The organism is Amycolatopsis keratiniphila subsp. keratiniphila (genome assembly GCF_001620365.2).
Classification (GTDB): Bacteria; Actinomycetota; Actinomycetes; order Mycobacteriales; family Pseudonocardiaceae; genus Amycolatopsis; species Amycolatopsis keratiniphila.
Map to the genome: position 1 here is coordinate 104,661 of NZ_LQMT02000005.1, position 19,228 is coordinate 123,888.

A 19,228-nucleotide genomic window follows, 5' to 3' on the forward strand; every position below is an offset into this window, starting at 1 on the left:
TGGTCAACCCATGGATGACGTGGATCGCATGTTGCTCACCGCGTTGCAGCAGGACGCGACGCAGGCGTACGCCGCGCTCGGCAAGGCGGTCGGGCTGTCCGCGGGCGCCGCGCACGAGCGGGTCCGCAAACTGCGCGAACAGGGCGTCATCCGGCGCACGACCGTCGACGTCGATCCGGCGGCCGTCGGCCGGGGCGTGATGGCGTTCGTGCTGGTCGAGGCGGGGTCGTGGATGGGCGACGCGCCGACCAAGGCCGCGCTGGAGGCGTTGCCGGAGGTCGTCGAGGCGCACATCATCGCGGGCCCGGCCTCGCTGCTGGTTAAGGTGCGCACGCCGACCACCGAGGAGCTTCAGGCGTCCCTGCGCAGGCTGTACGCGATCGAGGGCGTCACCGGGACTCAGACGATCGTGGTGCTCGAATCCTTCTTCGAGCGATCGGTGGACGCTACAGGCGACGGTTCGCCAGAACGCCCGTCGCCGCCCGCGCCTTCCCGCTGACCGCGGGGTCGAGATCGACGACGACCAGTTCCGCCCCGGCGCCCAGTTGGGTGTGGACACGGCCGAAACCGTCGGACACCGTGGAATAGCCGATCCCGGTCGGAGCCTTGGGGTTCACCGGGGTCGACGTCGTGGCCGGATCGGCCTGTCCGCAGCCCAGCACCCAGCAGCCGGAGTCGAGCGCGCGGGCGCGCACCAGCACCTCCCACTGCTCGCGTTTGCCCTCGCCCGCGCCCCAGGACGTGGGCACGAGCACGATGTCGGCGCCGTCGTCGGCCAGCTTCCGGAACAGTTCGGGGAAGCGGATGTCGTAACAGGTCGCGAGGCCGAAGGTGACCCCGTCGACCTCGAAGGTGACGGGCGCGGTGCCCGGGGCGACCGTGTCGGACTCGGCGAAGCCGAACGCGTCGTACAGATGGATCTTGTCGTAGCCGAAGTGATGCCCGGCGCCGGTGACGAGCAGCGTGTTGCTCACGCGCCCGTCGGGCGACGGCGTGAACATGCCCGCGACGACCACGACACCGTGCTCGTCGGCGAGGGCCGCCACTGTGGACGCCCAGGGACCGTCCAAGGGTTGCGCGACGGGCGCGAGCGGGATGCCGAAGCGCGCCATCGCCGCCTCGGGGAACACCACGATCCGCGCGCCCTCGGCCGCCGCGGCCGTCACGCCTTCGCGAATCAGCTTCAGGTTCGTTTCGGGATCCTCGGCCGCCGTGAGCTGGCACAACCCGATTCGCGGCACGGAGGCCTCCCTCATCGTGGGATCGCTGGTCACCACCCCAGTGTGCCTGCTCGGGGCGATCCGGCCACCTCGTACCCTTGACCCATGCTGAACCGTACCGACCTGCGTGGACAGGTCCCGTCCGTTGCCGAACTCAGGAGCACGCTCCCGCGTGCCGAGTACGACGTGGACGCGGCCCTGCATCACGTACGGCCGGTGGTCGAGGCGGTCCGCGATCGCGGCGTCGAGGCGGTCCTCGAGTACACCGAGAAGTTCGACAAGGTGCGTCCCGGCGGAGTCCGCGTGGCCGCCGCGGAGCTCACCAGCGCGCTCGCGAACCTGGACCCGGCCGTCCGCGAGGCACTGGAGGAGTCCATCGTCCGCGCCCGCAAGGTCCACGGCGATCAGCGCCGCCAGGACGTCACGACCGAGGTCGTCGACGGCGGCACCGTCACCGAGCGCTGGATTCCCGTCGAGCGCGTCGGGCTGTACGCCCCGGGCGGGCTGGCGGTGTACCCCTCGACCGTGGTGATGAACGTCGTCCCGGCGCAGATCGCCGGCGTCGGCACGCTCGTGCTGTGCTCGCCGCCGCAGGCCGCGTTCGGCGGGCTCCCGCACCCGACGATCCTGGCCGCCGCCGAACTGCTCGGCGTCGACGAGGTCTGGGCCGTCGGCGGCGCGCAGGCCGTCGCGCTGCTCGCGTACGGCGGCACGGACACCGACGGCGCGACACTGGAGCCCGTCGACATCGTCACCGGGCCCGGCAACATCTACCTCACCGCGGCCAAGCGGCTGCTGCGCGGAATCATCGGCATCGACTCCGAGGCGGGCCCGACCGAGATCGCGATCCTCGCCGACGAGACCGCCGACCCGGTGCACGTCGCCGCCGACCTGATCAGCCAGGCCGAGCACGACCCGCTCGCCGCGAGTGTGCTGGTCACCACGTCCGAGGAGCTCGCGGACGCCGTCGACAAGGAACTCACCGGGCGCGTTGTCGCGACCAAGCACTCCGAGCGGGTGACGGAAGCCTTGGGCGGCAAGCAGTCCGGCGTCATCCTCGTGTCCACTGTGGACGACGGGATTCGCGTCGTGGACGCGTACGCGGCGGAACACCTGGAGATCCAGACCGCGGACGCGCGTGCGGTGGCGGCTCGCGTGCGCAACGCCGGTGCGATCTTCGTCGGGGCGTACGCGCCGGTCTCGCTCGGCGACTACTGCGCCGGGTCCAACCACGTCCTGCCGACCGGCGGGTTCGCGCGGCACTCGTCCGGGCTTTCGGTGCAGAGCTTCCTCAAGGGCGTGCACGTCGTCGACTACAGCCAGGACGCGCTGCGCGAGATCGCCGGCCGCGTCGTCGCGCTGGCGAACGCCGAAGACCTGCCCGCGCACGGCGAGGCCATCACGGCGCGGTTCGAGGGGGAGCGGGCATGAGCATCGGCGAGGAGATCACGCTCGACACGCTCCCGCTGCGGGAGGACCTGCGGGGCAAGACCCCGTACGGCGCACCGCAGCTCGACGTGCCGATCCGGCTCAACACCAACGAAAACCCGTACCCGCCGCCGGATGAGCTGGTGGCCGACGTCGCCGAGGCCGTGCGTGCCGAGGCCGCTTCGCTCCACCGCTACCCGGATCGCGACGCCGTCGCGTTGCGCCAGGATCTCGCGGACTATCTCGCGGTGTCCACCGGCGTGCTGGTGTCGGAGTCGAACGTGTGGGCCGCCAACGGCTCCAACGAGATCCTGCAGCAGATCCTGCAGGCCTTCGGCGGTCCCGGCCGGTCGGCCCTGGGCTTCGAGCCGTCGTACTCGATGCACCCGATCATCTCGGCGGGCACCCGCACCGACTGGCTGCCGGTGCCGCGCCGCGACGATTTCACGCTCGACACCGAGAAGGCGGCCGCGCTGGTGGGCGAACGCCGCCCGGACATCGTGTTCGTGACCAGCCCGAACAACCCGACCGGCGGGTCGATCCCGTTCGGCGAGTTGCGCGGGCTGCTCGAAGCGGCGCCGGGCATCGTGGTGGTCGACGAGGCGTACGCGGAATTCTCGTCGCAGCCGAGCGCAGTCGAGCTGATCGAGGAGTACCCGGCGAAGCTGATCGTGTCGCGCACGATGAGCAAGGCGTTCGCCTTCGCCGGTGGACGGCTCGGCTACCTCGCGGCGGCGCCCGCGATCGTCGACGCGCTGCAGCTGGTGCGCCTGCCGTACCACCTTTCGAAGCTCACGCAGGCCGCCGCGCGCGCCGCGCTGCGGCACGCGGACGCCACCCTCGCCTCGGTCGCCAAACTCGCGGCCGAACGCGACCGCGTGGTGGAATCGTTGCTGGGCTTGGGATTCACGCCGGTCCCGAGCGACGCGAACTTCGTCCTCTTCGGACGGTTCGCGGACGCGCCCGCGACCTGGAAGTCCTATTTGGACAACGGTGTGCTGATCAGGGACGTCGGCATCGCCGGGCACCTGCGGGTGACCATCGGCACGCCGGAAGAGAACGACGCCTTTCTCGAGGCCAGCAAGGAGGTGCCGCGATGAGTCGCGTCGGCAAGGTGGATCGCACCACCAAGGAATCGTCCATTTCGGTCCAGCTCGATCTGGACGGCACGGGTCAGGTGGAGATCGACACCGGTGTCCCGTTCTACGACCACATGCTCACCGCGTTCGGTGTGCACGGCTCGCTCGACCTCAAGGTGCAGGCGACCGGTGACGTGCACATCGACGCGCACCACACCGTCGAGGACACCGCGATCGTGCTCGGCCAGGCGCTGCGGCAGGCGCTCGGTGACAAGAGCGGTATCCGCCGGTTCGGCGACGCGTGGATCCCGATGGACGAGACCCTCGCGCACGCCGCGATCGACGTCTCCGGGCGGCCGTACTGCGTGCACCTGGGCGAGCCGGAGCAGTTCAACAGCTTCACCATCGGCGGGAACTACCCGTTCGTGCTGACGCGGCACGTGTTCGACTCGCTGTCGTTCCACGCGCAGATCGCGCTGCACGTGCGGGTGCTGCACGGCCGGGACCCGCACCACATCGCGGAGGCCGAGTACAAGGCCGTCGCGCGGGCGCTGCGGGCCGCGACCGAGCCGGACCCGCGGGCGGGCGGCATCCCGTCGACGAAGGGCGTCCTCTAAGCCCGCGTCCAGAGGACTAAATGCGTCCGGTGGGGCGGACAAGGGGCGAGCCCGGCGCGGTCCGGCTCGCGGGCGTGTGGCAGGGTGGCGGTCGTGAGTAACACGACCATCGCTGTGCTGCTGTTCGCGCTCGGCGGCTTCCTGATCGGCGGCGTCTACGCGACCTGGAAGAGCGTCAAGTTCATGGCCGTCGTGCTGGGGATCGGCGCGCTGCTGGCCATCGGCGGCGCCATCGCCTGGCTGGCCTGACCGCGCCTGCGGCTTCCGACCTGAGTACGTGAAGGCCCCCTTCACTGCGTCTAGCGCAGTGAAGGGGGCCTTCACGTACTGATGCGGATGCCACGCTGCAACGGCACCTACTTCGTGGCGTCGACCAGCTCCCGCTCATCAGGCGAATCCAGCTGCTTCGCGAGCTTCTCGCCTTCGACGTCGACATCGGGCAGCACGCGATCCAGCCACTTCGGCAGCCACCACGCACCGCGGCCGAGCAGCGACATCAGCGCCGGCACGATGGTCATCCGGATCACGAACGCGTCCACCAGCACCCCGAAGGCCAGCGCGAACCCGATCGATTGGATCAGCGAGGACTCCGCGAGCACGAATCCGGCGAACACGCTGATCATGATCAGCGCGGCGGCGACCACGACGCGGGAGCCGTGCCGGAAACCGGTCACCATCGCCTGCTGCGGGTCGGCGCCGTGGACGTATTCCTCCCGCATCCGCGTCACCAGGAACACCTGGTAGTCCATGGCGAGCCCGAACAGCACGCCGATCAGCAGGATCGGCAGCATGCTCATGATCGGCCCGGTGGTCTTCACGCCGAGCAGGTCGGTGAGCCAGCCCCACTGGAACACGGCCACCACGGCACCGAACGTCGCGACCACCGAACCGAGGAAGCCCAGCGTCGCCTTCAGCGGAACGACGATCGAGCGGAACACCAGCATCAGCAGCAGGAACGCGAGCCCGACGATCAGCGCGAGGTAGGGCAGCATCGCGTCGGCGAGTTTCTCGGAGACGTCGATGTTGGCCGCGGTCTGACCGGTCACCGCCAGCGACGCGCCGGTGGCCGAGCCCAGTTTCGCGTTCAGGCCGCGGATGTCGCTGACCAGGTCTTCGGTCGCGGTGCTGCTCGGGCCGCTCTTCGGGATGACGGTCAGCAGCGCCAGGTCACCGGCGCGGTTGGTCTTGGGCGGCGTGACGATCGGGCGTTCGGGGAGGCCGCCGATACCCGCGGCCGCCTGCTGGAGCGCGGCTTGCCGGTCGGTGCTGCCGCTCAGGTCGACGACGATCACCAGCGGGCCGTTGGCGCCCTCGCCGAAACTGCGGGCGACGGTGTCGTAGGCCTTGCGCTGGGTGGTGTCCGGCGCGGCGGTGCTGTCGTTCGGCAGGCCGAGCTGCATGCTCGCGGCGGGCACGGCGACGATCGCGAGCCCGGCGATCGCGGCGATCAGCACCGGGATCCGGTGGCGGGCGACGAACTTCGCCCAGCGTTCGCCGTGTGTCGTCGTGCTTTCCTTGCGGCGCAAGCGGATCTTGCCGCCCGCCAGTTTGGCGCCGGCGAAGCCGAGCACGGCGGGCAGCAGGGTGAGCGCGATGACGACCGCGATCGCGACGGTGATCGCCGCCGCGATCCCCATCTCGCCGAGGAACGGGATGCCGACGACGGTCAGGCCCGCCAGCGCGATGATGACGGTCAGCCCGGCGAACACCACAGCGGAACCCGCGGTGCCGGTGGCGCGGCCGGCGGCTTCCTCCGGATCGCGGCCGACGGTGAGTTCGTGCCGATAGCGGGAAACGATGAAGAGCGCGTAGTCGATGCCGACGGCGAGGCCGATCATCAGCGCGAGCACCGGCGTGTTCGTGTTCAGTTCGAGGAAACCGGACGCCGTCGTGATGCCCGCCATGCCGATGCCGACGCCGATGAGCGCGGTCAGCAGCGGGATCCCGGCCGCGAGCAGCGAGCCGAAGGTGATGATCAGGACGACCGCGGCGACGGCGACACCGAGGCCTTCGGTGGCGTTGGTCGCGGGCATCGCCTGCACGGCGTCACCGCCGAATTCGACGGTGTACCCGGCCGCCTTGGCGGAATCGGCGGCGGCCATCAGGCCGTCGCGGTCGGCGTCGGTGAGCTCGAAACCCGGCACGCGATAGCTGACCTGCGCCAGCGCCACATGCTTGTCGGGCGAGATCGCCTGCACCTGCAACGGGTCGACCACCCCGGCGACCTTCGGCGCGTCCTTGAGTCCCTTGACGAGGCCCGCGATCGCCGCTCGCCCGTTCGCGTCGGTGATGTCGCCGGGCGTCGAGATGACGACGCGCCCCGTCGCGCCACCGGCGGCGGCTTCCGGGAACCGGTCGGCGAGCTGGTCGATCGCCTTCTGCGACTCGGTGCCGGGGATGGTCACCGAATTCGAAAGCTGGCCGGACAGGGTCAGCGCTCCCGCGCCGAGGGCCACCAGGACGGCGGCCCACACCGCCGTCACCAGTGCCCGGCGCCGGAACGAAAACCGGCCCAGGCGGTAGAGGAAGCTGGCCACGAAAGTCTCCCGTTCACTCGATCAGGTTCATTCCAAGCTAGCCGATCGGCTAGGGGCCTACAAGCCGATCGGCAAGTGTGTGACTAGCCGCACGGCTAGTACTCGTTTGGCCACGCGGGCACGCTTGACGTAATCTCCGACGGCTGAACGAGGAGGGAACATGGACGTCGTCCACGCGGAGGACACCCGCACGCGACTACTGGGCACGGCGTTGCGGTTGTTCACCGAACACGGCGTGGAAGGCACCTCGCTGCAGATGATCGCGGACGCCCTCGGCGTCACGAAGGCCGCCGTCTACTACCACTTCAAGACGAAGGCGGAGATCACCGAGTCGGTCGCCGAGCCCGTGCTGCGCGAGCTGGAGGGCATCGTCGACGACGCGCGCGCCCAGCGCACTCGGGGCGCGCAGATCGACCACCTGCTGGACGGTTTCGTCGATCTCGTGGTGCGCCACCGGTCGCTGGTCGCCCTGTTCTCCAGCGACCCCGGCATCGCCCGCGCGATCGAGAAGTCCGTGCACAGCTCGGACAGTTTCAAGAACCGGCTGCTGGAGATCCTGGTCGGCCCGGATCCGGATCTCACCGCGATCGTCACCGCGCAGGTCCTGCTGGCGGGGATCGCCGTCGCCGGCGGCTCGCCCGAGGTCGCCTCGCTCGACGACGAGACGCTGCGCGAAACGCTCTTGGCCGTCGGACGCAAGCTCTACAACCGTCCGCGCCGCCGCTCGTGACCGATGTGTTCAAGACAGCGGCCGCGATCCACGCGACCCTGTCGGTATGAACATCGATCTGAAGACGGCGGCCACGTTCATGGCCACCCAGGCCCGGCTGCTCGACAGGCGGCGCTTCGAGGTCCTTTTCCGCGACGGTGATCCGGCGGCGGCGCTCGCCGCGCTGGAGGCGTACCGCAATCCCGACGGCGGTTACGGCCACGGGCTGGAACCCGATTGCCGCTCGGCGACGAGTCAGCCCGGCGGCGCGCTGCACGCTTTCGAGGTCTTCGCCGACGTCGGCCCGGTGACCAGCCCGCGCGCGGCCGAACTCTGCGACTGGCTCGACTCGATCTCCCTTCCCGACGGCGGGATCCCGTTCGCGGTCCCGATGCCGGATCCGTTCGGCAGCGCGCCGTTCTGGGCGGACGCCGATCCGTCGGTCTCCTCACTGCAGATCACCGCGATCGTCGCGGTCACCGCCCATCGCGTCGCGGCGCACGATCCCGCGGTCGCCGCGCATCCGTGGCTGGCGAAGGCGACGAGCTACTGCCTCGCCGAGATCGAAAAGCTCGACGAGACACCGCACGCGCTCGTGCTCGCCTTCGCGATGAAGCTGGTGGACGCCCTGGGCGACACGCGTCTGGTCGAGAAGCTCGGCCGGTTCCTCCCGGCCGACGGGGTGGTGGCCGTCGGCGGCGGGATCGAGGGCGAGGCCATGCGCCCGCTCGATTTCGCGCCGGAACCCGGAGGCCCGGCACGGAAGCTGTTCCGGCCCGAGGTCATCGAAGCGGATCTGCGGCGAGTGGCGGGCGGCCAGCACGAGGACGGCGGCTGGCGGGTCGACTACACCAGCTATTCGCCCGCGGCCGCGCTGGAATGGAACGGCATGTTCACCGTCGGCACGCTGGGCCTACTGCGGGCCAACGGTCTCGTCTAGCCGTCGCAGGAACTCAGGCGGAACGGCGGCGGTGAGCCAGACACCGTTGGCGCTGACCTGGAATTCGTGCCCGGCGGCGGTCATCTCCCGTGTGTCGACGGCGAGCAGCACCGGGACGCCGCGCCGGGCTCCGACGGCTCGTGCGGTGTCCACGGTCGCCGAGAGATGCACGGCGTGCCGGTTCATCGGCCGGAGTCCCTCGTGCATGATCGCGCCGAGGAACCGGGACACAGTGCCGTGGTAGAGCACATCCGGCGGAATCGCCGCCGGCAGCGCCAGGTCGACCTCGACGCTGTGACCCTGGCTGGCGCGGATCCGCAGCCCGTCCTCGTCGAAGGCGAAGCGCCGCTTGTCGTTGCCCTCGACGACTTCGTCGAGTTCGGCGCGCGTGAGCTTCAAGCCGTTGCGCCGCAAGGCCGCCAAGAGCGTGTCGACCTCGACCCAGCCGTCGGGGGCGAGGGTGATCCCGATGTCGCCGGGTGCGTGCCGCAGATGCCGGGAGAGTCGTTTCGAGGCCCGGATGAGGTGTTTCTTGTCCATTTCGAGTCATAGTGACCCATATCCGGCCCCCGCGTGGCAACGGAATTCAGATGCCGCCCTCGGAAGCCGGGCGCAGTTTGCCCGCGCCGGGGCCGAACCGGGACATCTGGTCGTCGGCGTTGTAGAGCCCGCAGCTGCGCAGGGAAAGGCAACCGCAGCCGACGCAGCCGGTCAGCCGGTCGCGCAGGCGCTGCAACGCGTCGATCCGCGCGTCGAGCTCGTCCTGCCAGCCCCGCGAGAGGCGGGCCCAGTCGGCCTTGGTGGGGGCGTGGTCCTTGGGCAGGGTCTCCAGTGCCGAGCTGATGTCGTCCAGGCTGAGGCCGACCCGCTGCGCGGCGCGGATGAAGGCGATCCGGCGCAGCACCGAACGCGAGTACCGCCGCTGGTTGCCCGCGGAGCGCTCGGAGCTGATCAGCCCTTTGTCCTCGTAGAAACGCAAAGCCGTATGGGGCACGCCGCTGCGGTCGGCGACCTGCCCGATGCTCAGGTGTTCAGCCAGTCTCGTCACGTCGCCAGGCTAGCCTTGACTTCGACCTAAGTCGAGGTTGCAACCTCGGTTCATGACCACTGACATCAAGACCGGCTACGAGGATCTGCCGAGGCTGATCTCGCTGATGACCGGGGACGAGAAGCATCAAGCCGCCGCCGAGTCCACTGTGGACGTCTTGTGGGTGCTCTACGACCGTGTGCTCGACATCACCCCGGAGAACGTCCGCGAGCCCGGCCGCGACCGTTTCCTGCTGTCGAAGGGCCACGGCCCGATGGCCTATTACGCGGTGCTGGCGAAGAAGGGCTTCATCCACGAGGAGGAACTCGCCGACTGGACTTCGGCCGAGTCCCGGCTCGGCCACCATCCGGACCGGGCGCGGCTGCCCGTGGCCGAGATCTCCAGCGGTTCGCTCGGGCACGGCCTCCCGCTGGCCATCGGCACGGTGTTCGGCCTGCGCGCCAAGGGATTCCGTGACGCCAAGGTCGTCACCCTCGTCGGCGACGCGGAACTCGACGAGGGCTCCAACCAAGAGGCCATCGCGGTCGCCGGCCGCATCGGCATGCCGCAGCTGACCGCCGTCGTCGTCGACAACTCCTCGGCCACGCACGGCTGGCCCGGCGGGATCGCGCGCCGGTTCGAGGTCGAGGGCTGGACCACGCGCACCGTCGACGGCCGCGATCACGACGCCCTCCACGAAGCCTTCACCACCCCCCATCCGGACCGGCCGCTCGCCGTGGTCGCGACCGTCGAGCGAAAGGCCTGAACCCGTGAACATGCGTGAAACCTTCCTGGAAGCCGCCGCCGAAGTGCTCGACACCGACCCGAACGTCGCCGTCGTGCTCGCCGACATCTCCGCGGCACAACTCGCCTTCGCCGCGAGGAAGCACCCCGACCGGGTGCTCAACGTCGGCATCCGCGAACAACTGATGATGAGCACCGCGGGCGGGCTGGCGCTTGCCGGGATGCGCCCGATCGTCCACACCTTCTCGTCGTTCCTCGTGGAGCGGGCCTTCGAGCAGGTCAAACTCGACCTCGGGCACCAGGACGTCGGCGCCGTGCTGGTGTCCTCGGGCGCGTCCTACGACATGCCGACGGCCGGGCGCACGCATCAGGCGCCCGGGGACGTCGCCCTCATCGACACGCTGCCGGGCTGGACCGTGCACGTGCCGGGACACCCCGAGGAAGCACGGCGGCTGCTGCTCGAATCCATCCCCGGCACCGGCCGCGTCTATCTCCGGCTTTCCGCGCAGGAGAACGCGAAAGCGCATCTGGGCGCGGGGCTCCAGACGCTGCGCGAAGGCACGCGAGGAGTGGTGGTGGCCGTCGGGCCGATGCTCGACAGGGTGCTGGAAGCGACCGTCGACCTCGACGTCACCGTGCTCTACACCTCGACGATCCGGCCGTTCGACGCCGCCGGGCTGCGTTCGGCCGTCGAGGCCGCGGGCAGCACCGACGTCGTGCTGGTCGAGCCCTACCTCGCGGGAACCTCGGCGCACGCGGTGGCGGACGCCTTGTCCGAAACGCCGCACCGGCTGCTCTCGCTCGGCGTCCGGCGCGACGCGGAAGTCCGGATCTACGGCGAAATGGCCGACCACGACCTCGCGCACGGTCTCGACGCCGGCTCGATCGCCTTGTCCGTCAAGGAATTCCTCCGCTAGCGTCACCAGGATGACGAAGATCCGCCCGCTCGCGCTCGGGGTCATCCGCCGCGGCGAAGACCTTCTCGTGTTCGAAGGCCGCGATCACGCCAAAGGCGAGACCTATCACCGTCCGCTCGGCGGCGGGATCGAGTTCGGTGAGACCGCCGCCGAGGCGCTGCACCGCGAATTCCAGGAGGAACTCGCGGCGGAGCTGACCTCGGTCGAGCAGATCGCCGTGCTGGAGAACGTCTTCACCTACGAAGGCAGGCCGGGGCACGAGATCGTGTTCCTGTTCACCGCCGACCTCATCGACAAGACGTTCTACGAGCGTGACGAGGTCGGCGTCGTCCTCGACGACGGCGCGCGCGTGCACTGGCTGCCGATGGCCGACGTGGCGAGCGGCAAGGCGATCCTGTACCCGGACGGACTCGCGGACCTCCTTTCAGCGCAGGACTGAGCGCGCGGTCGGGGCCAGTTCCAGCTGTTGCCAAGGGCGTTCGAGCTTGCCCGCGAGTTCCGCGCCCAGCCGGGCGAGGATTTCCCGGTGCTCTTCGGTGGCCTTCGAGAACCAGACGAACACCGTTTCGTTCTCCCGCACGGGAAGCCGGGGGAAGGTGTTCTCCGCCGGCTCCGTTTCGAAGTGGCCGAACGTGTCCACACCGGATTCCCGCAGCCTGGGGGCCACGGTATCCGCGAAGTACGCGGAGAACTCCTTGACCGGGACGGCCGGATGGCACACCGTCGCCAGCACCCGGGAATCCCCGCCGCCGCCGGGAGCGGGGAAGCCGGGCCCGGACGGGCGCAGGAGGAGGACGTCCGAGGCGTCGATCATCGTCTCGTTCGCCGCCGGGCCGTGCGCACGCCAAACCGGCCCGCCGTAGAACGCCTCGAGCGCGGCCCGCCTGGTGGCCATGTCACGGAAACCGCGCAGCCACAGGAACTTGTCCGGCTCCGCCGGCTCGCGGAAGAGGCCGAACAAGCGCATGCCGCAGGCTTCCTGGCTCTCCACGAACTCGCGCTCGAAGAGCTCGATCAGCTCGTCCCGGCGGCCGGGGTGCAGGGTGTACCGGCGCAGCTCGACGACGGACTGGAACTCCGGGGAATCGATCATCTGCGGACCATAGAGGCACGCACCGACAAATTCCGGCGGACGGCTCAGCGGAAGGCGGCCAGCCCGGTGACCGACTGGCCGAGCGAGAGCGCGTGCATCTCCTCGGTGCCCTCGTAGGTCAGCACGGTCTCCAGGTTCGACATGTGCCGCATCACCGGGTACTCCAGCGAGATCCCGTTGGCGCCGAGCATGCCGCGCGCGGTCCTGGCGACCTCCAGCGCGGAGCGGACGTTGGCGAGCTTGCCGAAGCTGACGTGGTTGTGGTGCAGCGTCCCGGCGTCCTTGAGCCGTCCGATCCGCAGTGCGACCAGCCCGGCGCGGTTGACCTCCACGACGAGGTCGGCGAGCTTGCGCTGGGTGAGCTGGAAACCGGCCAATGGTTTGCCGAACTGTTCCCGGCTCAGCGTGTACTCCAGCGCGGATTCGTAGCAGGAACGAGCGGCGCCGACGACGCCGAACAGGATCCCGTAGCGCGCCTCGTTCAGACAGGACAGCGGCCCGCGCAGCCCCCTGACCTCGGGAAACGCCGCCGAATCCGGCAGGCGGACGCCGTCGAGCACGAGTTCCGCGGTCAGCGAGGCCCGCAGCGACAGCTTGTGCTTGACCTCGTTCGCGGTGAAGCCCGGCGTGTTCGTGGGGACGACGAAGCCGCGCACGCCCTCGTCGGTCTGCGCCCAGACGACCGCGACGTCGGCCACGGTTCCGTTGGTGATCCACATCTTCGTGCCGCTCAGCACCCAGTCGGAGCCGTCGCGCACCGCGCGCGTCCGCATGCTGCCGGGGTCGCTCCCCGCGTCCGGTTCGGTCAGGCCGAAGCAGCCGAGCGCCTCACCGGCGGCCATCCGCGGCAGCCACTCCTGCTTGTGCTCCTCGGTACCCCATTTGTGGATCGCGTACATCGCCAGCGAACCCTGTACCGAGACGAAACTGCGCAGCCCGGAATCGACGGCCTCCAGCTCACGGCAGGCGATGCCGTAGGCGACGGCGCTGGTCCCGGCGCAGCCGTAACCCTCCAGGTGCATGCCGAGCAGGCCGAGCTGCCCGAACCCCTTGGCGAGCTCGGCGGCGGGCAGGACGCCCGATTCGTACCATTCGGCGATGTTCGGCAGCAGCTGGTCCTGGGCGTAGGAGCGCACGGCGTCCCGCATGGCCCGGTCCTCGGCGGAGAGCTCGGCGTCGAGATCGAGGAAGTCGCGCGGATCCGGGCTGCTGCTCATGCGTCACTCCTGGTCGGCTCGTGGGGCACCTTCCCAAGAAGAAAACCACACACACGACCGGAGTCGAGTGTCAGCGATCGCGCCATCCGGTGGTCTTCGTCACCTGAACCGATGCCGTGGCCGTCCGGGCCGGGGCGGTGCGCCGCTTCTGCGCCGGGATCAGCAACTCCGCGAAGGTAGGAAAAGGCACGCTGTCGATGTCCTCGCGCCAGGCGTTGAGCAGGCGGGTCAGGTCGTCGGCGTCCTGCATCGTTCCTCCATAAGTGCAGGGCGGTCCTGCGCCGGCCTTTCACTTGGAGTCGCTATTACCCAGAAGAGTGAAGGTCGAAACAGGGAATCCCGGGAAAATCGGGTCCGCTAGCCTGGAGAGCGTGGCTACTCCTCGCGTGGTGATCCTGGACTACGGGTCCGGCAATCTCCGGTCCGCCGAACGCGCCGTCGAGCGCGCCGGCGCCGACGTCGAGGTCACCGCCGACCCGCATGCCGCGCTCGAGGCGGACGGCCTGGTCGTCCCCGGTGTCGGCGCCTTCTCCGCGTGCATGGACGGGCTGCGGTCGGTGTCGGGGGAGAAGATCATCGGCAAGCGCCTCGCCGGCGGCCGTCCCGTGCTGGGCATCTGCGTCGGCATGCAGATCCTGTTCGAGCGCGGGGTCGAGCACGGCGTGGAGGCGGAAGGCGCCGGTGAGTGGCCGGGCACGGTCGACCGGCTGGAGGCCGACGTCCTCCCCCACATGGGGTGGAACACCGTCCGCGCCCCGGAGGATTCGCAGCTGTTCGCCGGGCTCGACGCGGACACGCGGTTCTATTTCGTCCACTCCTACGCCGCGCGGACCTGGGATCTGGACTCCGGCCTCGCCGGGCAGCAACCCAAGGTGACCTGGGCGAACCACGGCCAGGACTTCGTCGCCGCCGTCGAGAACGGGCCGCTGTGGGCGACGCAGTTCCACCCGGAGAAGTCCGGGGACGCGGGTGCGCACCTGCTGCGCAACTGGCTCCAGACCCTGTCTTAGAGTGGGCGCGTGACTTTCACGCTCCTTCCCGCCGTTGATGTGGCCGATGGCCAGGCCGTGCGACTCGTCCAGGGCGAGGCCGGCACCGAGACCTCCTATGGCAGCCCGCTGGAGGCGGCGCTCGCCTGGCAGCGTGACGGGGCGGAATGGATCCATCTGGTGGATCTCGACGCCGCGTTCGGCAAGGGCTCCAACCGCGAACTGCTCGCCGACGTCGTGGCGAAGCTCGACGTCCAGGTGGAGCTGTCCGGCGGCATCCGCGACGACGCCTCGCTGGAGGCCGCGCTGGCCACCGGCGCCCGCCGGGTCAACCTCGGCACGGCGGCGCTGGAGGACCCGGAGTGGACCGCGAAGGTCGTCTCCTCCTACGGCGACCGTGTCGCCATCGGGCTGGACGTGCGGATCACCGAGGCCGGGCACCGGCTGTCCGCCCGCGGCTGGACGCAGGACGGCGGTGACCTCTGGGAGGTCCTCGACCGGCTCGACCGCGACGGCGCGCAGCGCTACGTCGTCACCGACGTGAGCAAGGACGGCACGCTCCAGGGCCCGAACATCGACCTGCTCCGCGAGGTCGCCGCGCGTACCGACGCGCCGGTCATCGCCTCCGGTGGTGTGTCCAGTGTGGACGACCTCCGTGCGCTGGCCGCGCTGGCCCGCGACGGTGTCGAGGGTTCCATCGTCGGCAAGGCGCTCTACGCCGGCGCGTTCACCCTGCCCGAGGCGCTCGCCGCCGTCGCGGAGTTCTGAGCTTTACCTCCGGGGTAATCGACGCCACGCGCCCGCTCGGTCAGGATTCCTTCCAGGACAACAAAACCTGGGAGGACATCATGACCGCGTACGGTATCGCCCACCTTCGCCCCACCGGAGCACCGACCGAAGAGGTGCTCGAATACCTGGAGCGGATCCAGGACACGCTCGACCCGTTCGGCGGCAAGTTCCTCGTGCACGGGAACGAGATCGAGGTCGTCGAGGGGGAGTGGCCGGGAGCGCTGGTGATGATCGGCTTCCCGAGCCTCGACGTGGCCCGCGAGTGGTACGCGTCGGCCGCCTACCAGGAGATCCTGCACCTGCGAGCCGACCACATCCCGGGCGATCTGATCCTGGTGGACGGCTGCGGGCCGGACCACGATTCGGCGGCGATGGCGGCGGAGCTGCGGGCGCTACAGGCCTCGTGAGTGGTAAGGACGGCCGAGGTTGCGAAAGCCACTTTCGCAACCTTCAACGTTGCGAAAGTGGCTNNAAAGTGGCTTTCGCAACCCTCGGGCAAGGCCGGCACCCGGCAAGACTCAGCTCACTCGGCCAGCTTGATCGCGATCCCCACGGTCCGGTCCTTCGGCCCCCGCAGCCTGCTGAAGAACATCGTGACCCGGCCGGTGACGCCGTACTTCCGCGCGATCACCTTGCGCACCCGTTCAGTCTCGTCGAGGTCCAGCAGCCGCGCTTCGCCCGCGACGACGTCGCCGTGGGTCTTGTTGCCCCGGAAGTCGCAGGCCTGGACCTCGACCCGCCCGCTGTTGCGGATGCGCTTGACCTTGCCCGCCTTCCGCTCGGACCAGAGCACCAGTTCGCCGCCGTCGCCCGCCGCCCAGACCGGCGTCGGCACCGGGGCGCCGTTCTTGCGGAAGGTGGTCAGGACGACGTACTTCTCGGCGGCGATCCGCTCGAACTCCGATCCCATGTCGAAAGTCTAGGGCGTCCGCCTCCGCAAGGTCGCCGCGCCAAGGACAAGCGCCGCCAGGGCGCAGGCCCCGACGATGATCAGATTCCGGATCAGCGTCGCGTCCACGGTGCCCGACGTCGTGACCCGGGAGAGGGCTTCGACGGCGTACGAAAGCGGCATCACGTTCGAGAGCCAGTTCAGGAGCCAGCCCATCTCCCCGCGCGGCACGAACAGGCCGCACAGCAAGATCTGCGGCAGCACGAACAGCGGCATGAACTGCACCGCCTGGAACTCCGTCCGCGCGAACGCGCTCACGAAGAGGCCGAGCGCCATCCCGAGAAGCGCGTCGAGGACGGCGATGAGCAGCAGCATCCCGATCGAGCCCGCGATGTCGAGGCCCAGCCAGGCGAGCGACACCCCGGCGGCGACGCCGACCTGCACGATCGCGATCGAGCCGAACGCGATCGCGTAGCCGAAGAGCAGGTCCATCCTGCCGATCGGCAGGGTCATCAGCCGTTCCAGGGTGGCGGTGGTGCGCTCGCGCAAGGTCGTGATCGAGGTGATCAGGAACATGATCAGGAACGGGAAGACACCGAGCAACGCCGGGGCGACGCGGCTGAACACGGCTTCGGAGTTGAAGACGAAGCGCAGCAGCACCATGAGCAGCGACGGGACGACGATCAGCATCGCGACCGTGCGCGGATCGTGCCGGAGCTGCAGGAGGATGCGGCGAGCCGTGGCCAGGGTCAAGGCGGGGTTCATGACGGGCTCACCTCGGTCTCGCGGACCAGCCGCAGGAAAGCCTGCTCCAGATCGGTCGTCCCGGTGCGCTCGCGCAGCCCGGCCGGGGTGTCGTCGGCGAGGATCCGGCCTTCGCGCATGAGCAGCAGACGGTCGCATCGCGCGGCCTCGTCCATGACGTGGCTGGAAACGAGCAGTGTCGCCCCGCCCTCGGCGAGACGGCGGAAAAGGGCCCAGAGTTCGTCGCGGAGCACGGGATCCAGGCCGACGGTCGGCTCGTCGAGGACGAGCAGTTCGGGCTTCCCGAGCAGCGCGACGGCGAGGTTGGCGCGGCTGTGCTGCCCGCCCGACAACGCGCCGACGAGCTTGCCCGCGTGCTCGGCGAGCCCGACCTCGCCGATCACTCTGTCCACATCGGACATCGGTGCGCGGAGCACGGAGGCGAAGTAGCGCAAGGCTTCCGTGATGGTGAGGTCGGCGTAGATGGCCGGGTTCTGGGTGGCGTAGCCGATCAAGCGCCGCAGCGGCGGGCTGCCCGCGGGATGACCGAGCACGGTGACCTCGCCCGCGGCGACGATCTGCACGCCGACGATCGAGCGCATCAGCGTCGTCTTGCCGCAGCCACTGGGGCCGAGCAGGCCGGTGATCCGGCCGCGAGGCGTCGCGAAACCGACGCCCCTGACGACCTCACGGCCGCCGCGGACGACACGGAGGCCGGTCACGGAGATCGCTGAATTAGCCATGCGTTTAATTCTGCGCCCGTTGAGAAGCGAGAGTCAAGGGGTGCGTGGTTCAGGACAGTCGCACGGCGAGGCCCGGGTAATCGTGCACCAGCAGGTGCCGGTCGTAACGCAGCACGCAGGAGAAATCGAAGACCGGTGCCGCATAGGCGAAATCGCGGTCACCGATCCGCTCGTAGCGCTGCTCGAGCCGCTCCACGGCGAGGTCGCCCGCCCGGACGTACACGGCGGGAGCTTCGGCGGCGGCGTGCGACGGCAGGCCGAGCCGGTGCACCGGCAGCGTGTTCGTCATCGTCGACGACTCGAGGTCCACGTCGAAACAGCCGTCGAGCCGTGGATCCGTGACCCCGTCCACCCGCCATCGTCCGTCGCCGCAGGATTCGAGCACCGTGCTCCGGGCGCCGCTCGCCGACTGGCCCGAGATCTCGGCCGACCGCGTATGCCAGTCGGCGTCGACGGTGATCGCGTACTCGACGAACCAGGATTCGCCGTCCTCGACCGCCGTCGTGGCCCCGCTGATCCTCCAGCCGCCTTCGTGTTCTTGGAAGAACGCGACCTCGAGCCCGGTCCGCGCGTCCCGATGCAGCCAGCTCGCCGTCGTGGGAAGGGTCATGGCACCAGGACGAGCTTGCCCCGGACGTGGCCCGCTTCGCTCTCGTCCTGGGCCGCGGCCGCTTCGGCGAGCGGGTAGACCCGGGCGATCGGCAGGTCGAGCTTGCCTTCTGCGGCGAGCGCGGCGCCTTCGGCCAGCGAGCCGGGCACCTGCTCGGCCGGGGAGCCCGACGTGAAGCGGACACCGTGCTCGGCCGCGTCCGGTGCGGCGATGGTGATGACCCGCTTCGGGCCACCCGTCAGCTCTACGAGGGTGGCCAGTGAGCCACGCCCGGAGGCGTCGAAGGACGCGTCGACGCCCTGAGGCGCGATGTCGCGTACGCGTTCGGCAAGTCCTTCGCCGTATTGGACCGGGACGGCGCCCAGCGAGCGCAGGTACTCGTGGTTCCCTTCGCTCGCGGTGCCCACCACGGTCAGCCCGCGCGCGACGGCGAGCTGCACGGCGATGGTGCCGACGCCGCCCGCGGCGCCGTCGATGAGCAGGGTCTCGCCCTTCCGGAGGTCCAGCAGGTTGAGGGCGCGATAGGCGGTGTTGACGACAGCGGGCAGCGCGGCGGCCAGTTCCCACGAAAGCGACCCGGGCTTGGGGATCAGGCGCGCGGGATCCGCGAGGACGTACTCCGCGTATCCGCCCGCTCCGGAGCCGAGCACCTCGTCACCGGGCGCGAAACCGGACACGCCCTCGCCGATCGCGTCGACGACGCCGGCGATGTCCCCGCCGGGGACGGCCGGGAACTCCGTGGGGAACGCGTCGGCCATCAGCCCGGAGCGGATCTTCCAGTCGATCGGGTTCACGCCCGCGGCCCGGACGGCGACCCGTACCTGGCCGGGGCCCGGCTCGGGCAGCTCCCGTTCGAGGACGCGCAGGACCCCGGAGTCGCCGTATTCGGTGAACGCGATGGAGCGGTAGGTGTCCGTCATGCCGTCGACAACCCCC

General features: G+C 69.9%; 25 protein-coding genes. 13 read left to right on the top strand and 12 right to left on the bottom strand.

Features of this window, described 5'->3' with window-relative positions; translation table 11 throughout:
* The first annotated feature begins 10 nt into the window (after window positions 1-10).
* Window positions 11-499 (top strand): Lrp/AsnC family transcriptional regulator, encoded by a 489-nt coding sequence (locus AVR91_RS02495; RefSeq protein WP_043848277.1) that lies wholly within the window; start codon window positions 11-13, stop codon window positions 497-499.
* Here AVR91_RS02495 and AVR91_RS02500 read toward each other — a convergent pair.
* Complete coding sequence (locus tag AVR91_RS02500) at window positions 447-1,241, bottom strand: carbon-nitrogen hydrolase family protein (protein ID WP_063277412.1); 795 nt, start codon at window positions 1,239-1,241, stop codon at window positions 447-449. The genes AVR91_RS02495 and AVR91_RS02500 overlap by 53 nt on opposite strands.
* An 84-nt stretch (window positions 1,242-1,325) precedes the next feature.
* Here AVR91_RS02500 and hisD point away from each other — a divergent pair, with 84 nt between their 5' ends.
* The 4 genes from hisD (at window position 1,326) to AVR91_RS43280 (ending at window position 4,593) form a co-directional block, all read left to right on the top strand.
* Complete coding sequence (gene hisD, locus AVR91_RS02505; protein ID WP_063277393.1) at window positions 1,326-2,651, top strand: histidinol dehydrogenase; 1,326 nt, start codon at window positions 1,326-1,328, stop codon at window positions 2,649-2,651.
* Window positions 2,648-3,748 carry a histidinol-phosphate transaminase gene (locus tag AVR91_RS02510; RefSeq protein ID WP_063277394.1) on the top strand — a complete coding sequence of 367 codons (1,101 nt, stop codon included), beginning with the start codon at window positions 2,648-2,650 and terminating at the stop codon, window positions 3,746-3,748. Before hisD ends, AVR91_RS02510 begins: the two co-directional genes overlap by 4 nt.
* Window positions 3,745-4,344 carry an imidazoleglycerol-phosphate dehydratase HisB gene (hisB, locus tag AVR91_RS02515; protein ID WP_007029930.1) on the top strand — a complete coding sequence of 200 codons (600 nt, stop codon included), beginning with the start codon at window positions 3,745-3,747 and terminating at the stop codon, window positions 4,342-4,344. Before AVR91_RS02510 ends, hisB begins: the two co-directional genes overlap by 4 nt.
* Window positions 4,345-4,437: 93 nt before the next feature.
* Window positions 4,438-4,593 (top strand): hypothetical protein, encoded by a 156-nt coding sequence (locus AVR91_RS43280; RefSeq protein ID WP_016335988.1) that lies wholly within the window; start codon window positions 4,438-4,440, stop codon window positions 4,591-4,593.
* Window positions 4,594-4,700: 107 nt separating this feature from the next.
* Here AVR91_RS43280 and AVR91_RS02520 read toward each other — a convergent pair whose 3' ends face one another.
* Window positions 4,701-6,881 (bottom strand): MMPL family transporter, encoded by a 2,181-nt coding sequence (locus AVR91_RS02520; RefSeq protein ID WP_063277395.1) that lies wholly within the window; start codon window positions 6,879-6,881, stop codon window positions 4,701-4,703.
* Between the two features lie 160 nt (window positions 6,882-7,041).
* On the opposite strand from AVR91_RS02520, the gene AVR91_RS02525 reads away from it, so the two are divergent.
* Window positions 7,042-7,611, top strand: a complete 570-nt coding sequence (locus tag AVR91_RS02525; protein ID WP_016335985.1) for a TetR/AcrR family transcriptional regulator — start codon at window positions 7,042-7,044, stop codon at window positions 7,609-7,611.
* A gap of 46 nt (window positions 7,612-7,657) precedes the next feature.
* On the top strand, window positions 7,658-8,530 hold the full coding sequence (locus tag AVR91_RS02530; RefSeq protein ID WP_063277396.1) for a prenyltransferase/squalene oxidase repeat-containing protein: 873 nt from the start codon (window positions 7,658-7,660) through the stop codon (window positions 8,528-8,530).
* Here AVR91_RS02530 and AVR91_RS02535 read toward each other — a convergent pair.
* Window positions 8,504-9,070, bottom strand: a complete 567-nt coding sequence (locus AVR91_RS02535; protein WP_063277397.1) for an RNA 2'-phosphotransferase — start codon at window positions 9,068-9,070, stop codon at window positions 8,504-8,506. The genes AVR91_RS02530 and AVR91_RS02535 overlap by 27 nt on opposite strands.
* A gap of 46 nt (window positions 9,071-9,116) precedes the next feature.
* Complete coding sequence (gene soxR, locus AVR91_RS02540) at window positions 9,117-9,578, bottom strand: redox-sensitive transcriptional activator SoxR (protein ID WP_016335982.1); 462 nt, start codon at window positions 9,576-9,578, stop codon at window positions 9,117-9,119.
* Between the two features lie 52 nt (window positions 9,579-9,630).
* Here soxR and AVR91_RS02545 point away from each other — a divergent pair, with 52 nt between their 5' ends.
* From AVR91_RS02545 to AVR91_RS02555, 3 genes are read left to right on the top strand one after another with little or no spacing between them, the layout of a single operon-like run.
* Window positions 9,631-10,323 carry a thiamine pyrophosphate-dependent enzyme gene (locus AVR91_RS02545; protein ID WP_016335981.1) on the top strand — a complete coding sequence of 231 codons (693 nt, stop codon included), beginning with the start codon at window positions 9,631-9,633 and terminating at the stop codon, window positions 10,321-10,323.
* A gap of 4 nt (window positions 10,324-10,327) precedes the next feature.
* Window positions 10,328-11,218 (top strand): transketolase family protein, encoded by an 891-nt coding sequence (locus AVR91_RS02550; protein WP_063277398.1) that lies wholly within the window; start codon window positions 10,328-10,330, stop codon window positions 11,216-11,218.
* 10 nt (window positions 11,219-11,228) lie between these two features.
* Window positions 11,229-11,657 (top strand): NUDIX hydrolase, encoded by a 429-nt coding sequence (locus AVR91_RS02555; protein WP_063277399.1) that lies wholly within the window; start codon window positions 11,229-11,231, stop codon window positions 11,655-11,657.
* Here the strand turns inward: AVR91_RS02555 and AVR91_RS02560 are convergent.
* The 3 genes from AVR91_RS02560 to AVR91_RS02570 all read right to left on the bottom strand — a co-directional run bounded on the left by AVR91_RS02560 (window position 11,643) and on the right by AVR91_RS02570 (window position 13,778).
* A complete protein-coding gene (locus AVR91_RS02560) occupies window positions 11,643-12,311 on the bottom strand; it encodes an NIPSNAP family protein (RefSeq protein WP_063277400.1) in 669 nt (222 codons plus the stop codon). The two genes, AVR91_RS02555 and AVR91_RS02560, sit on opposite strands and share 15 nt — an antisense overlap.
* A gap of 44 nt (window positions 12,312-12,355) precedes the next feature.
* Window positions 12,356-13,528 carry an acyl-CoA dehydrogenase family protein gene (locus tag AVR91_RS02565; RefSeq protein ID WP_063277401.1) on the bottom strand — a complete coding sequence of 391 codons (1,173 nt, stop codon included), beginning with the start codon at window positions 13,526-13,528 and terminating at the stop codon, window positions 12,356-12,358.
* A 70-nt stretch (window positions 13,529-13,598) separates the two neighbouring features.
* Window positions 13,599-13,778 carry a hypothetical protein gene (locus AVR91_RS02570; protein ID WP_063277402.1) on the bottom strand — a complete coding sequence of 60 codons (180 nt, stop codon included), beginning with the start codon at window positions 13,776-13,778 and terminating at the stop codon, window positions 13,599-13,601.
* A 136-nt stretch (window positions 13,779-13,914) separates the two neighbouring features.
* Here AVR91_RS02570 and hisH point away from each other — a divergent pair, with 136 nt between their 5' ends.
* The 3 genes from hisH (at window position 13,915) to AVR91_RS02585 (ending at window position 15,713) form a co-directional block, all read left to right on the top strand.
* Window positions 13,915-14,538, top strand: coding sequence for an imidazole glycerol phosphate synthase subunit HisH (gene hisH, locus AVR91_RS02575; RefSeq protein ID WP_063277403.1), 624 nt, complete (start codon window positions 13,915-13,917; stop codon window positions 14,536-14,538).
* 9 nt (window positions 14,539-14,547) lie between these two features.
* Complete coding sequence (priA, locus tag AVR91_RS02580) at window positions 14,548-15,285, top strand: bifunctional 1-(5-phosphoribosyl)-5-((5-phosphoribosylamino)methylideneamino)imidazole-4-carboxamide isomerase/phosphoribosylanthranilate isomerase PriA (RefSeq protein ID WP_007029948.1); 738 nt, start codon at window positions 14,548-14,550, stop codon at window positions 15,283-15,285.
* 80 nt (window positions 15,286-15,365) lie between these two features.
* Window positions 15,366-15,713, top strand: a complete 348-nt coding sequence (locus AVR91_RS02585; protein ID WP_063277404.1) for a DUF1330 domain-containing protein — start codon at window positions 15,366-15,368, stop codon at window positions 15,711-15,713.
* 116 nt (window positions 15,714-15,829) lie between these two features.
* Here AVR91_RS02585 and AVR91_RS02590 read toward each other — a convergent pair whose 3' ends face one another.
* The 5 genes from AVR91_RS02590 to AVR91_RS02610 are packed head-to-tail and all read right to left on the bottom strand — an operon-like array spanning window position 15,830 to window position 19,212.
* On the bottom strand, window positions 15,830-16,216 hold the full coding sequence (locus AVR91_RS02590; RefSeq protein ID WP_063272786.1) for a PPOX class F420-dependent oxidoreductase: 387 nt from the start codon (window positions 16,214-16,216) through the stop codon (window positions 15,830-15,832).
* A 9-nt stretch (window positions 16,217-16,225) separates the two neighbouring features.
* Window positions 16,226-16,960 (bottom strand): ABC transporter permease, encoded by a 735-nt coding sequence (locus AVR91_RS02595; RefSeq protein WP_063272785.1) that lies wholly within the window; start codon window positions 16,958-16,960, stop codon window positions 16,226-16,228.
* The gene (locus tag AVR91_RS02600) at window positions 16,957-17,682 is read right to left on the bottom strand and encodes an ABC transporter ATP-binding protein (protein WP_063272784.1); all 726 of its coding nucleotides are present in this window, start codon (window positions 17,680-17,682) and stop codon (window positions 16,957-16,959) included. Before AVR91_RS02600 ends, AVR91_RS02595 begins: the two co-directional genes overlap by 4 nt.
* A gap of 49 nt (window positions 17,683-17,731) precedes the next feature.
* Window positions 17,732-18,292 (bottom strand): putative glycolipid-binding domain-containing protein, encoded by a 561-nt coding sequence (locus AVR91_RS02605; protein ID WP_063272783.1) that lies wholly within the window; start codon window positions 18,290-18,292, stop codon window positions 17,732-17,734.
* On the bottom strand, window positions 18,289-19,212 hold the full coding sequence (locus tag AVR91_RS02610) for an NADP-dependent oxidoreductase (RefSeq protein ID WP_063272782.1): 924 nt from the start codon (window positions 19,210-19,212) through the stop codon (window positions 18,289-18,291). The genes AVR91_RS02605 and AVR91_RS02610 overlap by 4 nt, the downstream gene beginning before the upstream one ends.
* Window positions 19,213-19,228: the final 16 nt, after the last annotated feature.

Coding starts and splice junctions, on each gene's coding strand:
- AVR91_RS02495 (WP_043848277.1), top strand. CDS start 11: ATGGATGACGTGGATCGCATGTTGCTCACCGCGTTGCAGCAGGACGCG.
- hisD (WP_063277393.1), top strand. CDS start 1,326: ATGCTGAACCGTACCGACCTGCGTGGACAGGTCCCGTCCGTTGCCGAA.
- AVR91_RS02510 (WP_063277394.1), top strand. CDS start 2,648: ATGAGCATCGGCGAGGAGATCACGCTCGACACGCTCCCGCTGCGGGAG.
- hisB (WP_007029930.1), top strand. CDS start 3,745: ATGAGTCGCGTCGGCAAGGTGGATCGCACCACCAAGGAATCGTCCATT.
- AVR91_RS02525 (WP_016335985.1), top strand. CDS start 7,042: ATGGACGTCGTCCACGCGGAGGACACCCGCACGCGACTACTGGGCACG.
- AVR91_RS02530 (WP_063277396.1), top strand. CDS start 7,658: ATGAACATCGATCTGAAGACGGCGGCCACGTTCATGGCCACCCAGGCC.
- AVR91_RS02535 (WP_063277397.1), bottom strand. CDS start 9,070: ATGGACAAGAAACACCTCATCCGGGCCTCGAAACGACTCTCCCGGCAT.
- AVR91_RS02545 (WP_016335981.1), top strand. CDS start 9,631: ATGACCACTGACATCAAGACCGGCTACGAGGATCTGCCGAGGCTGATC.
- AVR91_RS02555 (WP_063277399.1), top strand. CDS start 11,229: ATGACGAAGATCCGCCCGCTCGCGCTCGGGGTCATCCGCCGCGGCGAA.
- AVR91_RS02560 (WP_063277400.1), bottom strand. CDS start 12,311: ATGATCGATTCCCCGGAGTTCCAGTCCGTCGTCGAGCTGCGCCGGTAC.
- AVR91_RS02565 (WP_063277401.1), bottom strand. CDS start 13,528: ATGAGCAGCAGCCCGGATCCGCGCGACTTCCTCGATCTCGACGCCGAG.
- AVR91_RS02570 (WP_063277402.1), bottom strand. CDS start 13,778: ATGCAGGACGCCGACGACCTGACCCGCCTGCTCAACGCCTGGCGCGAG.
- AVR91_RS02585 (WP_063277404.1), top strand. CDS start 15,366: ATGACCGCGTACGGTATCGCCCACCTTCGCCCCACCGGAGCACCGACC.
- AVR91_RS02590 (WP_063272786.1), bottom strand. CDS start 16,216: ATGGGATCGGAGTTCGAGCGGATCGCCGCCGAGAAGTACGTCGTCCTG.
- AVR91_RS02595 (WP_063272785.1), bottom strand. CDS start 16,960: ATGAACCCCGCCTTGACCCTGGCCACGGCTCGCCGCATCCTCCTGCAG.
- AVR91_RS02600 (WP_063272784.1), bottom strand. CDS start 17,682: ATGGCTAATTCAGCGATCTCCGTGACCGGCCTCCGTGTCGTCCGCGGC.
- AVR91_RS02605 (WP_063272783.1), bottom strand. CDS start 18,292: ATGACCCTTCCCACGACGGCGAGCTGGCTGCATCGGGACGCGCGGACC.
- AVR91_RS02610 (WP_063272782.1), bottom strand. CDS start 19,212: ATGACGGACACCTACCGCTCCATCGCGTTCACCGAATACGGCGACTCC.